Origin of the sequence: Amycolatopsis sp. MJM2582, from assembly GCF_000754115.1 — a bacterium.
Taxonomy (GTDB): Bacteria; Actinomycetota; Actinomycetes; order Mycobacteriales; family Pseudonocardiaceae; genus Amycolatopsis; species Amycolatopsis japonica.
The window spans coordinates 134,234-146,428 of record NZ_JPLW01000007.1 but is presented as its reverse complement, the minus strand read 5'-3'; the positions used below and the strand labels follow the sequence as shown (position 1 = coordinate 146,428).

At 67.9% G+C, this 12,195-nt stretch carries 10 protein-coding genes; 8 read left to right on the top strand and 2 right to left on the bottom strand.

Features of this window, described 5'->3' with window-relative positions; all coding sequences use genetic code 11:
• Window positions 1-17: 17 nt before the first annotated feature.
• Window positions 18-602 (bottom strand): hypothetical protein, encoded by a 585-nt coding sequence (locus ED92_RS35375; protein ID WP_037346159.1) that lies wholly within the window; start codon window positions 600-602, stop codon window positions 18-20.
• A 278-nt stretch (window positions 603-880) separates the two neighbouring features.
• On the opposite strand from ED92_RS35375, the gene ED92_RS35370 reads away from it, so the two are divergent.
• The 8 genes from ED92_RS35370 to ED92_RS35335 all read left to right on the top strand — a co-directional run bounded on the left by ED92_RS35370 (window position 881) and on the right by ED92_RS35335 (window position 9,908).
• On the top strand, window positions 881-1,318 hold the full coding sequence (locus ED92_RS35370) for a hypothetical protein (protein ID WP_037346155.1): 438 nt from the start codon (window positions 881-883) through the stop codon (window positions 1,316-1,318).
• A gap of 23 nt (window positions 1,319-1,341) precedes the next feature.
• Window positions 1,342-3,441, top strand: a complete 2,100-nt coding sequence (locus tag ED92_RS35365) for a (Fe-S)-binding protein (protein ID WP_037346153.1) — start codon at window positions 1,342-1,344, stop codon at window positions 3,439-3,441.
• Between the two features lie 48 nt (window positions 3,442-3,489).
• Window positions 3,490-4,404, top strand: a complete 915-nt coding sequence (locus ED92_RS35360; protein ID WP_037346152.1) for a metal ABC transporter substrate-binding protein — start codon at window positions 3,490-3,492, stop codon at window positions 4,402-4,404.
• Window positions 4,401-5,144: a metal ABC transporter ATP-binding protein gene (locus tag ED92_RS35355; protein ID WP_037346151.1), complete on the top strand. Its 744-nt coding sequence runs from the start codon at window positions 4,401-4,403 to the stop codon at window positions 5,142-5,144. Before ED92_RS35360 ends, ED92_RS35355 begins: the two co-directional genes overlap by 4 nt.
• Window positions 5,141-6,010 (top strand): metal ABC transporter permease, encoded by an 870-nt coding sequence (locus ED92_RS35350; RefSeq protein WP_037346150.1) that lies wholly within the window; start codon window positions 5,141-5,143, stop codon window positions 6,008-6,010. The genes ED92_RS35355 and ED92_RS35350 overlap by 4 nt, the downstream gene beginning before the upstream one ends.
• 72 nt (window positions 6,011-6,082) lie before the next feature.
• Window positions 6,083-6,898 carry an ABC transporter ATP-binding protein gene (locus ED92_RS35345; RefSeq protein WP_037346149.1) on the top strand — a complete coding sequence of 272 codons (816 nt, stop codon included), beginning with the start codon at window positions 6,083-6,085 and terminating at the stop codon, window positions 6,896-6,898.
• A 17-nt stretch (window positions 6,899-6,915) separates the two neighbouring features.
• Window positions 6,916-7,893 carry an iron-siderophore ABC transporter substrate-binding protein gene (locus ED92_RS35340; RefSeq protein ID WP_037346147.1) on the top strand — a complete coding sequence of 326 codons (978 nt, stop codon included), beginning with the start codon at window positions 6,916-6,918 and terminating at the stop codon, window positions 7,891-7,893.
• Window positions 7,893-9,908, top strand: coding sequence for an iron ABC transporter permease (locus ED92_RS35335; RefSeq protein WP_037346146.1), 2,016 nt, complete (start codon window positions 7,893-7,895; stop codon window positions 9,906-9,908). The genes ED92_RS35340 and ED92_RS35335 overlap by 1 nt, the downstream gene beginning before the upstream one ends.
• A gap of 404 nt (window positions 9,909-10,312) precedes the next feature.
• Here the strand turns inward: ED92_RS35335 and htpG are convergent, their stop codons facing one another.
• Window positions 10,313-12,178: a molecular chaperone HtpG gene (gene htpG, locus ED92_RS35330; RefSeq protein WP_037346144.1), complete on the bottom strand. Its 1,866-nt coding sequence runs from the start codon at window positions 12,176-12,178 to the stop codon at window positions 10,313-10,315.
• Window positions 12,179-12,195: the final 17 nt, after the last annotated feature.

Genomic DNA, 12,195 nt, shown 5'->3' with positions numbered 1-12,195 from the left:
AGTGTTCCTTTTCTGCTTCAGATGTCCAAAGACTCGACCCAGAAGAACTCGCGTTCGGAGTCGTAGTCATAGAGAACCACGCGGCTGCCCGCCGTCAGGTTGCCTTGGCCCGCCTGCCGAACGTCCACAATGGCCGTCGACCCGTCGGCGGCGGCGACTTCGGCCTGCCCGAAGTCGTGCGTGACCGACGAGGTGCGGATGACCGCCGCCCTGCCGACGAAGTCCTTCCTGCTCGGTTCCCTCGCGGGACCGAACACCCGGCGTAGTGGCACCACGATCACCCTCGTCCCGAGTGTGCCGAGGACGAGCGCGACGGCGAGCACGCCGACCCCGAACCCGATCCTCGATGGTGTCGAAAGCTCAAGGTCATCGAGAAGAACCGTCCCTGCCAGGCTGGCGAACCAGGTGAATGCGATCAGCAAAGAGAGCGAAATGGACAGTGGGACGCCGCCGAAACCGGCCAGGAGCCCGTCGCCGCCGTCGAAGTCGTCGACATCGACCGCGCCGAGCAGTGCCAGCAGCCAGTAGCCGATCACCACGATCAGCAGGAAGCTGAAGAGCACGGCCGGGAACCCCAGAGCCGCGGTGACGAACCCGCCCATCGCCGTCGTTCCCTCCCCCATTACCCCGGGTCAGGACTATAACCAGCGCGTGACGCCGGGCGGGCCGTTTTCGGCTACGACTGGGTCACGGTGTGCGGAAGCGTGCGCGGCCCCCTCCCCGCATTTAGTCCTCTGAATGCGATCTGGCCTGGAAGCGGAGCGTTACGCCGACCGGCCGCCCGGAAGCCATCCGGTTGGACCTGTCGCGCCATCGGGGCGAGCCCTACTCTCCAGTATTGAGAGTGACACAGGACACACCACGGTCTTGGGAGGCTCCATTGGGTTGGCACGTTCGCGAGACGATCGACGAGGATCAGCGCGAACGGCGGATCCGCCACGTCACCCGGTGCCTGAGTTGCACGCTCACCTGCGTCCATTGTGGACTCCCCGCGCGCTTCTCCGTGCCCGCCGGACATCCCGGGCTCGGCGTCGTCGAACACCTCCCCGGCGTGACCTCCCCCGGTCTCCCCGATCTCGCGCTGCTGCACCGATTCTGCCGGGACAACCTCGCCGCGGAGCCGGGGGTCGCGCTCAGGCGCGCCTATCTCGGCCTGGCGACCGAACTCTTCGAAACGGGACGGCGGATCCGCCGTCACCGCAGGCTCGGCGTGCATCCGCCACGGCCGGGCCATCTGGAGGCCTACCGAAAACGGTGGCGAGTGGCCAAAATGCGGTACGCCTGCAAGGCGTGCCGGTACTACACCGGCTCTCACTGAGCCGATTCTCCCCCGGAGGACTCGTGCTCGTTCGTCTCATCCTCGGTCTGCTCATCACCGTCGCCGGCCTCGCCTTCGCCGCCCGTCGCGCCGTCTGGCTCTACAAACTGATCCGCTCCGGCCAGCCGGACGAGAAACGCTCCGACGTCATGGCCGTCCGCGCGAAAACGCATCTGGCCGAGGTCTTCGGGCAGCGCAAACTGCTCAAATGGTCCGTCCCCGGGCTCGCGCACCTGTTCACGTTCTGGGGTTTCGTGATCCTCGGTTCGGTCTACGTCGAGGCTTACGGCGCCTTGTTCGACCACGACTTCCACATCCCGCTCATCGGGCACTGGGCGGTCCTGGGTTTCCTGCAGGATTTCATCGCGGTCGCGGTGCTCGTCTCGCTCGCGGTCTTCGCGGTCATCCGGATCCGCCAAGCGCCCGAACGGAAGGAGCGCGCGTCGCGGTTCTTCGGCTCGCACACCGGCGGCGCCTGGCTGATCCTGTTCATGATCTTCAACGTGATCTGGACGATGTTCCTCTTCCGCGGCGCTTCGGCGGCGGTCGGCGTCTTCCCGTACGAGTCGGGCGCGTGGGTCTCCCTCGGCGTGGGCGAACTCCTGGAGCCGCTGGGCACGTCGGTCACCGAGCCGCTGGAAACCGTCGGGCTGCTGCTGCACATCGGCGTGATGCTGGCGTTCCTGTCGATCGTGCTCTACTCCAAGCACCTGCACATCTTCCTGGCGCCGGTCAACGTCACCGCGAAACGGCTCCCGGACGCGCTCGGCCCGCTGCTGCCGATGGAATCCGGCGGCAAGCCGATCGACTTCGAGGATCCGGGCGAAGACGACACGTTCGGCCGCGGCAAGATCGAGGACTTCACCTGGAAGGGCATGCTCGATTTCGCCACGTGCACCGAATGCGGCCGCTGCCAGTCGCAGTGCCCGGCGTGGAACACCGGGAAACCGTTGTCCCCCAAGCTGTTGATCATGGATCTGCGAGACCATCTCTTCGAGAAGGCGCCGTACATCCTGGACGGGAAGGAAGCCCCCGAAGAGCGTCCGCTGGTCGGTACCAAGGAGGACTTCGGGGTCATCGACCCGGACGTCCTCTGGTCGTGCACCACCTGCGGCGCGTGCGTCGAGCAGTGCCCGGTCGACATCGAGCACGTGGACCACGTCGTGGACATGCGCCGCTACCAGGTGATGATCGAGTCGGCCTTCCCGAGCGAGCTCGGCGTGCTGTTCAAGAACCTCGAGACCAAGGGAAATCCCTGGGGGCAGAACAACTCCGACCGCCTCGCCTGGACGAAGGACCTCGGCTTCGAGGTACCGGTCTTCGACGGCGAACTCGCCGACGACGTCGAGTACGTCTACTGGGTCGGATGCGCGGGCGCGTTCGACGACAACGCCCGCAAGACCGTCCGCGCCACGGCGGAACTCCTGCATCTCGCCGGGGTGAAGTACACGATCCTGGGCACCGACGAATCGTGCACCGGCGACCCGGCGCGCCGCTCCGGCAACGAATTCCTCTTCCAGATGCTCGCGCAGCAGACCGTCGAGACGCTGAACGCGGTGTTCGAAGGCCGCGAACCGGGGACCCGCAAGATCGTCACCACCTGCCCGCACTGCCTGAACACCCTCGGCCGCGAGTACCCGCAACTGGACGGGCACTACGAGGTCCTGCACCACACTCAGCTGCTGAACCGGCTCGTCCGCGCGGGCAAGCTGACGCCGGTGAAACCGGTCGACGCCGGCCCGGTGACCTACCACGACCCGTGCTACCTCGGCCGCCACAACAAGGTCTACGAGCCGCCGCGCGAACTCGTCGGCGCGACCGGCGCGACGCTCAGCGAGATGCCCCGGCACGCGGACCGCTCGCTGTGCTGCGGCGCCGGTGGCGCGCGGATGTGGATGGAGGAGCAGATCGGCAAGCGCATCAACCTCGAACGCGTCGACGAAGCGCTCGGCACCGACGCCGAAACGATCGTCACCGGCTGCCCGTTCTGCCGCGTGATGCTGAACGACGGTCTCGTGCAGCGGCAGAGCGAAAAGCGTGGCGAGAACGTCACCGTGCGCGACGTTTCCCAGCTACTGCTGGAGTCCGTACGGGAGCGGGACCGGACGGCCACGGAGATTTAAGGCACACGTGAGTTGGAAGTTCGGCATACCGAACTCTAGACTCACGGGATGGCGAATCTGCGCAAGACCGTGTGCGCGCTGGCGGCGTCCGCACTCGTCCTGTCCGCGTGCGGCGGGCCCGCCGGCGGCACGGACGACAAGCGGCCCGTGGTGCTGACGACGTTCACGGTCCTGGCGGACATCGCCTCGAACGTCGCGGGCGACAAGCTGAAGGTCGAGTCGATCACCAAACCCGGCGCGGAGATCCACGGCTACGAGCCCACGCCGGACGACATCAAGAAGGCCGCGAAGGCCGACTTGATCCTCGACAACGGGCTGAACCTGGAGGCGTGGTTCGCCCGGTTCGTCAAGGAGAGCGACGCGCCGCACAAGGTGGTCAGCGAAGGCGTCCAGCCCATCGCCATCGGCGAAGACGCCTATCAGGGAAAGCCGAACCCCCATGCGTGGATGTCCCCGAAAAATGTGGGTATCTACGTGGACAACATGGTGAAGGCGTTCAGCGAGCTCTCCTCCGGCGACGCCGCCGTGTTCAAGGCCAACGGCGACGCCTACAAGGCGAAATTGCAAGGGGTGCAGGACGAGATGACGAACGCGCTGAGCGCACTGCCGAAGAACGAGCGCGCGCTGGTCACCTGCGAAGGCGCCTTCTCCTATCTGGCGCGCGACACCGGGCTCACCGAGCGGTACATCTGGGCGGTCAACGCCGAACAGCAGGCGACCCCGCAGCAGATCACCCGCGCGATCGGGTTCGTCAAGGAGAACAAGGTGCCCGCGGTGTTCTGCGAGTCGACCGTCTCCGACGCCCCGATGCGGCAGGTCGTCTCCGCGACCGGGGCCGCGTTCGGCGGCGTGCTCTTCGTCGACTCCCTGTCCGGGCCGGAAGGTCCGGTGCCGACGTACCTCGACCTCATCCGCCACGACTCGAAGACGATCGTCGCCGCGCTCACCGGGGCGAAGCCGTGACGGCCGCGATCCACGTCGAAGGCGTCACCGTCCACTACGGAGACGTCCTCGCGCTCGACGGTGTCGACGTCACGCTCGATCACGGCCGCGTGTGCGGACTGGTCGGGATGAACGGCTCCGGCAAGTCGACGCTGTTCAAGACGATCATGGGGATGGTCCGGCCGGACACCGGCACGGTGTCGATCGACGGCGGCGCCCCCGCCCGCGCCCGCAAGACCGGCGTGATCGGGTACGTGCCGCAGAGCGAGGACGTCGACTGGTCGTTCCCGCTGTCCGTGCGGGACGTCGTGATGACCGGCCGCTACGGGCGGCTCGGCTTCACGCGCCGCCCGCGCCGCGCCGACCACGAAGCCGTCGACCACGCGCTGGAACGGGTCGAGCTGACCGAACTCGCCGGACGCCAGATCGGTCAGTTGTCCGGCGGGCAGCGCAAACGCGCGTTCGTCGCGCGCGGGATCGCCCAGGGTGCCCGTGTCCTGCTGCTGGACGAGCCGTTCGCCGGGGTGGACAAGCGATCCGAGGCCACGATCACCCGGCTGCTCAAGGAACTCGCGGCCGGCGGTGCCGCGGTCCTGATCTCCACCCACGATCTGCACGCGCTGCCCGGCCTGGCCGACGAGGCGATCCTGCTGATGCGCAAGGTGCTCGCGCACGGCTCCCCCGGTGAGGTGCTCCGGCCCGAGAATCTCGCGCTGGCCTTCGGACTCGATGTCCTGCAACGGGAAGAAGAACTCGCGTGAGTCTGTACGACCTGTTCCTCGAACCGCTGAGCTACGACTTCATGGTGCGGGCGCTGGCGTCCACGGTCATCGCGTCCGCGGTCTGCGCGGTGCTCTCGTGCTGGCTGGTGCTGATCGGCTGGTCGCTGATGGGCGACGCGGTCTCGCACGCGGTGCTGCCCGGTGTCGTGCTCGCCTACGTCCTCGGCGCGCCCTTCGCGCTGGGCGCCGTCGTGTTCGGCTTCCTCGCCGTGGCGCTGATCGGCGTCGTCCGGGACACCAGCCGGGTCAAGGAGGACGCCGCGATCGGCATCGTGTTCACCACGTTGTTCGCGCTCGGTCTGGTGCTGATCTCGGTGACCCCGAGCCAGACCGACCTGAACCACATCATCTTCGGCAACCTGCTCGGCGTCGACACCTCGGATCTGATCCAGATCGGCGTCCTCGGCGCGATCACGCTCACCCTGCTCGTGCTCAAACGCCGTGATTTCACCTTGTACGCCTTCGATCCCACGCACGCGCACGCGATCGGCCTCAACCCGCGGGTGCTCGGCGCCGCGCTGCTCGGCCTGCTCGCGCTGACCGCGGTGGTGGCACTGCAGGTGGTCGGCGTGATCCTGGTGGTGGCGATGCTGATCATCCCCGGCGCGACGGCGTACCTGCTGACCGACCGGTTCGGCCGCATGCTCGTGATCGCGCCGTCGTTCTCGGTTCTCGCGGCGGTGGCCGGGCTGTACCTGAGCTACCACCTCGACACCGCGTCCGGCGGGATGATCGTGCTGGTGCAGGGCGCCGGGTTCACGCTGGTGTACCTGTTCGGGCCGCGGCACGGGATCGTCGGGAAGCGGCTGGCCAAGCGGCGGCGGGAAACGGCACGGGCCGCGTAACCGGACAATCACCCCGCGCTCTGTGTCTCTCGTGACATGGGGCTGAGCCTCGCCTTAGGTTAGGCTCCCCTCATGTCTACGGAAGACGCGCTGCTCACCGGCCATGACCTGGTGCTCGCGCACCAAGAGCGGGCCGTGGTGGACGGGGTGTCCCTGTCCCTGCGCGCCGGTACGGTGACCGCGCTGGTCGGGCCGAACGGCTCCGGCAAGTCGACGCTCCTGCGCTCGCTGGCACGGCTGCACAAGCCCCGCGAGGGCGGCGTCCGGCTCGGAGAACGCGCCGTCTGGGGCGGCAACGCGTTGTCCGGCAAGGAATTCGCCCGCCAGGTCACGCTGCTGACCCAGCACCGGCCCACCCCGAGCGGGGTCTCCGTGCGCGACGTCGTCTCCTACGGCCGGTATCCGTACCGCTCCGGCTGGCGCGGGGTCGACGTCGACGGCGCCGCCGCGGTCCGCCGCGCGATGGAGCTCACCGGCGTGACGGCGATGGCCGAACGCGGGGTCGACGAGCTCTCCGGCGGCGAACTCCAGCGCGTCTGGCTCGCCTCCTGTCTCGCCCAGCAGACCTCCGTGCTGCTGCTCGACGAGCCCACCAACCATCTCGACCTGCGCTATCAGGTCGAGATCCTCGACGTCGTCCGCGATCTGGCAGGAGAAGGCGTCGCGGTCGGCGTGGTGCTGCACGACCTCGACCACGCGGCGATCATCGCCGACGAGGTCGTCCTGCTGAGCGAGGGAACCATCGTGGCCACGGGTGACATCGGGCAGGTGCTCACCTCCGAACACCTCTCCCAGGCCTACGGCGTCACCGTCCACGTCGCGAACGACCCGGTGACGGGCGCGATCCACTGCAGGCCACTCGGGCGGTATTCGCCCAGGCCCGCCTGAGAAATCCAGGAAGAACCATGCGTTTGCCGATCCCCGCCGCCCTCGTCGCGGCGACCGCCCTGCTGCTTTCCGCCTGCGGCACCACGGAGAACACCGCGGCCGCGCCGGGCGAATCCGCCGCCGCGAGCGGACCGGTCACCGTGACCGACGCCCGCGGCAAGGCCGTCACCCTCAAGGCCCCGGCGAAGCGCGTCGTCGCGCTGGAGTGGGGCGAGGCCGAAATGGTCGCGTCGCTCGGTGTCATGCCGGTCGGCGCCGCGGACGTCGCGGGCTACAACGTCTGGGACAAGGCCGCTCCCCTGTCCGCCGAGGTCAAGGACGTCGGCAAGCGCAACGAACCCAGCGTCGACGCGATCGTCGGGCTGAACCCCGACGTCGTCATCATCGCCGACGAGCGCGACTCGACCCTGGTCCCGCAGATCGAGAAGTACGTGCCGGTCGTGGTGACCAAGTCCAGCGACGCGAGCCGGAACTTCGACCGTCTGCGCGAGGACTTCAAGCTGATCGCGAAGACGGTCGGCAAGGAGGCCGACGCGGACAGGCAACTGTCCGAAATGGACGCAAAACTCGCCGAGGGCAAGAAGGCCGTCGAGGCCAAGGGCGCCGCGGGCACCCCGTTCCTGATGGCCGACGGCTACCTCGAAGGCAGCACCGTCAGCATCCGCCCGTTCGGCAAGGGTTCGCTGGTCTCCGACACCGCCGAGGCCGTCGGCCTGAAGAACGCCTGGACCGGCAAGGTCGACCCGCAGTGGGGTCTCGGCCAGACCGACGTCGAGGGCCTGACCGCGATCACCGACCCGAAGACCGTGCTGTTCTACAGCGCGTCCGAAGAGGACGTCTTCACCACCGGGCTCGCGCAGAACGCCGTCTACCAGCGGCTGCCGTTCGTGGTGTCGAAGAAGATCCACAAACTCGAGTCGGGCACGTGGACCTTCGGCGGACCGAAGTCGATCACCCTGACCGCCGACCAGATCGTGAAGGCAGTCACGACCTGATGCGTGCCCGCACCATCGCGGTGTCGGCGGGACTGGTGGTGCTCATCGCCGTCCTCGCCGGCATCCACCTGACGCAGGGCACTTCGACGTCCGGTCCGCTGGACGTGGTGAAGGCGATCTTCGGCCAGGGCGACGCGCAGACCCTCGCGGTACTGGAGGGCGCGCGCGTCCCCCGGCTGCTCGCCGCGTTGCTGCTCGGGATCGCGCTCGGCGTCGCGGGCGCGGGAATGCAGTCCGTGGCAAGGAATCCGCTCGCCTCGCCGGATACGCTCGCGGTCAACGCGGGCGCGCATTTCGCCGTGGTCGCCATCTCCGCGTTCGGGCTCTCGCTGCCGCTCGTGCCGGTGGGCGGGGCCGCGTTCGTGGGCGGGCTCGCCGCGGCCGTCGTCGTCCTCGGTCTCGCGGGCGGCGGTGCCGCGAGCCCTCGGCTGGTGCTCGTCGGTTCGGCGATGCTGCTGGCGCTCCAGTCGGTCACCGTCCTGCTGCTGCTCCTGTTCGAGGAGGAGACGAGCGGGTTGTTCGCCTGGGGCAGCGGTTCGCTGACGGTGGCCGATCTGCGCGCGACCGGCCAGATGACGCCGATCGTGGTGATCGCCGTGGCGGCGCTCATCGCGTTGGCCGGCAGACTCGACATCCTCGCCCTCGGCGACGACAACGCGACCGTGCTCGGCCTGCGCGTCCGCCGGACCAGGGTCACCGCGATCGTGCTGACCGTCGCGCTGACCGCGGCGGCGGTGACCGTCGCCGGCCCGGTCGGGTTCGTCGGGCTGAGCGCGCCGGTGATCACGCGACTGCTGCTGCCGATCGCCAAACATCGCGCCCTGCTGCCGGTTTCCGGACTGGTCGGCGTCGTCACGGTGCTCGGCGCCGACGTCGTCCTGCGGGCGATCATGGGTTCGGCCGCCGCCGTGCGGGTGCCGACCGGGGTGGTGACCACGATCGTCGGCGCCGTCGTGATGGTGTGGCTGGCGCGGCGCGGCCGGGGAAGCGGCTCGCGCCGTCCCGCTCCGGCCGGGCGGGTCGGGGTCGCCGGATCGACCCGGCGGCTCGTGCTCATTTCCGTCGTCCTGGTGGCGCTCCTCGCCGTCGTCCCGGTGGCAGGCCTGATGCTGGGCGACCGCATGGTGCTGCTCGGCGACCTCGCGAACTGGGTCACCGGCAACACCGGGACCGCGCTCACCTTCGTGCTGGACCAACGGCTTCCGCGGGTGCTGGCCGCGCTGCTCGCCGGTGCCGCGCTGGCCGTGTCCGGCTGCGGCATCCAGTCGGTCAGCCGCAACCCGCTCGCCGAACCCGGCCTGCTCGGCATCACCGCGGGCGCCGGACTCGGCGCGATCACGCTGATCACCATCGTCCCCGCGGTCGGCGCCTGGTCGATCGCCGGTGCCGCCGGCGTCGGCGCGACCGTGGTGTTCCTGCTGGTCTACGGGCTGGCGTGGCGGTCGGGACTCGATTCGGACCGGCTGGTGATCATCGGCATCGCGGTCTGGTCGGCCGGGATGGCGCTGATCACGCTGCTGATCGTGGTCTCCGACCCGTGGAACTCGGCCAAGGCGCTGACCTGGCTGTCCGGCTCGACCTACGGCCGCACGCTGGAACAGGTCGTGCCGGTGGCGCTCGCGCTCGTCGCGCTGACGCCGTTGCTGTGGATCAAGCACCGCGAACTCGACCTGCACGCCCTCGACGAGGACACCCCGCGCGTGCTCGGGATGCGCATCGAACGGTCACGTCTGGTGGTGCTGGCGGCGTCCGGGATCCTGGCGGCCACCGCGGTGTCCGCCATCGGCGTGGTCGTCTTCGTCGGCCTGGTCGCACCGCATCTGGCGCGCTCGCTGGTCGGGGGGCGGCACGGCCGGATCGTCCCGGTGGCCGCGGCGCTCGGTGCGCTGCTGGTGAGCGTCGCGGACACGCTGGGGCGGACGGTCATCGCGCCCGCCCAGATCCCGGCGGGTCTGGTCATCGCGATGGTCGGGACGCCGTACTTCGTGCTGGTGCTCTGGAAGACCCGGCCGTAATGGGCCTCGTCAGGACGCCGGTGACGGTGAAGGTGCGTGTTCTGGACGGGCTGTCGACCTTGAGTCGGCGGTGCAAGCGGGCTCACCACTGAGGCCTAGCCCTACGACTGTCCAAAAAGGTCACTTTTCGAGGTCAACGCGTCCGATTTAGGCACTTTGCGCAGTATTGCGCGGGGGTCGTGAGTGGCAATGGTCGTTCTAACCCTCTTTGCCACTCACGACTCCCCGCGAAACCGGACTTACCGGCACAAAGCAGGCGTATGCCGCCCGGAAAGTGACCACTGTGGACACCTAGGACCCCAGGCGACACAACGCGTCACCTTTGACTTACTCCTCGGGTCTCCTGGGCTGAAGGGGCCCTTCATGGCGTCCGATGCGGGGAAAGTCCCCTTCAGCCCACGGGACTACAGGGTCTTCTGCAGGTGCGTCGCGAGCAGCTTGGTGAAGCGCGCCGGGTCGGCCAGTTCGCCGCCTTCGGCGAGCAAAGCCATGCCGTACAACAGTTCCGCGGTCTCCGCGAGCCCTTCGGACTCGCCCTTCTCGGTGAACGAGGACCGCAGCCCGGACACCAGCGGGTGCCCCGGGTTCAGTTCCAGGATCCGCTTGATCTGCGGCAGTTCCTGGCCCATCGCGCGGTACATCTTCTCCAGCGTCGGGGTGACGTCGTTCGTGTCGCCGACGATGCAGGCGGGCGACGTCGTCAGCCGCGACGAGAGCCGGACCTCCTTGACCTGCTCCGACAGCGTCGTCGTCAGCCAGGTCAGCAGGCCGGAGAACTCCTCCTTCTGCTCGTCGGTGGTGTCGGAGTCGAGTTCGACCTCGCCCTTCGCGACCGACTGGAACTGCTTCTCCTCGTAGCCCGAGACGGCGTCGACCCACATCTCGTCGATCGGGTCGGTGAGCACGAGCACCTCGTAACCCTTGGCCTGGAAGGCTTCCAGATGCGGGGAGTTCTCGATGCTCTGCCGCGATTCGCCGGTCAGGTAGTAGATGTGCTCCTGGCCGTCCTTCATCCGCTCGACGTACTCACGCAGCGATGTGAGCTTCTCCGGGTCGTTCGTCGAGGCGAACGAGCAGATGTCGAGGATCGCGGTGCGGTTCTCGTGGTCGTCCAGCAGGCCTTCCTTGACGGCCCGGCCGAACTCCTTCCAGAAGGTGTCGTACTTGTAGCGGTTCTCGTCGGCCATCAGGGTCTTGACCGTCGACAGCACCTTCTTGACCAGGCGACGGCGGATCAGCTGGATCTGCCGGTCCTGCTGCAGGATCTCGCGCGAGACGTTGAGCGAGAGGTCCTGCGCGTCGACGACGCCCTTCACGAAGCGCAGGTACTCCGGCATCAGCGCTTCGCAGTCGTCCATGATGAAGACGCGCTTCACGTACAGCTGGACACCGCGTTTGCGCTCCCGCATGAACAGGTCGAGCGGCGCGTGGCCGGGCAGGAACAGCAGCGCCTGGTACTCGAAGGTGCCCTCGGCCTGGAGCCGGATCGTCTCCAGCGGGTCGTTCCAGTCGTGCGCGACGTGCTTGTAGAACTCGTTGTACTCGTCCTCGGTGACGTCGGACGACGGGCGGGCCCACAGCGCCTTCATCGAGTTGACCGTGACGACCTCTTCGCCTTCGGTCATCCGGATGGGCCAGGTGATGAAGTCCGAGTACTTCTTGACGATCTGCTTGATCTTCGTGGCCGAGGTGTAGTCGAAGAGCTGGTCTTCGGCGTCCTCGGGTTTGAGGTGCAGGACGACCGACGTGCCCTGCGGCAGGTCCGGGACCGTCTCGATGGTGTACGTGCCTTCGCCCTCGGATTCCCAGCGGACGCCCTCGTCCGATCCGGCGCGGCGGGTCAGCAGCGTGACCTTGTCGGCCACCATGAAGCTGGCGTAGAAGCCGATGCCGAATTGGCCGATCAGATCCTGCGAGGCCGCGGAATCCTTGGTCTCCTTCAATTTCTTCAGGAATTCGGCGGTGCCGGATTTCGCGATCGTGCCGATCAGCGCCACGACGTCGTCCCGGCTCATCCCGATTCCGTTGTCCCGCACGGTGAGGGTGCGGTTTTCGGGGTCGGTCGCGATCTCGATGTGGAGATCGTCGGTGTCCGCCTGGAGTTCCTTGTCGCGGAACGCTTCGAGGCGGAGTTTGTCCAGTGCGTCGGAGGCGTTGGACACCAGTTCCCGCAGGAAGGTGTCCTTGTTCGAGTAGATCGAGTGGATCATCAGCTGAAGCAGCTGACGTGCCTCCGACTGGAACTCGAGTGTTTCGGCAGAGGTTGTCACGGGCCGATATTACCCAG

What these genes read in the sequence shown, in the direction of transcription:
- ED92_RS35375 (WP_037346159.1), bottom strand. Translation starts at nt 602, where the DNA reads ATGGGCGGGTTCGTCACCGCGGCTCTGGGGTTCCCGGCCGTGCTCTTC.
- ED92_RS35345 (WP_037346149.1), top strand. Translation starts at nt 6,083, where the DNA reads ATGTCTACGGAAGACGCGCTGCTCACCGGCCATGACCTGGTGCTCGCG.
- ED92_RS35340 (WP_037346147.1), top strand. Translation starts at nt 6,916, where the DNA reads ATGCGTTTGCCGATCCCCGCCGCCCTCGTCGCGGCGACCGCCCTGCTG.
- ED92_RS35360 (WP_037346152.1), top strand. Translation starts at nt 3,490, where the DNA reads ATGGCGAATCTGCGCAAGACCGTGTGCGCGCTGGCGGCGTCCGCACTC.
- ED92_RS35335 (WP_037346146.1), top strand. Translation starts at nt 7,893, where the DNA reads ATGCGTGCCCGCACCATCGCGGTGTCGGCGGGACTGGTGGTGCTCATC.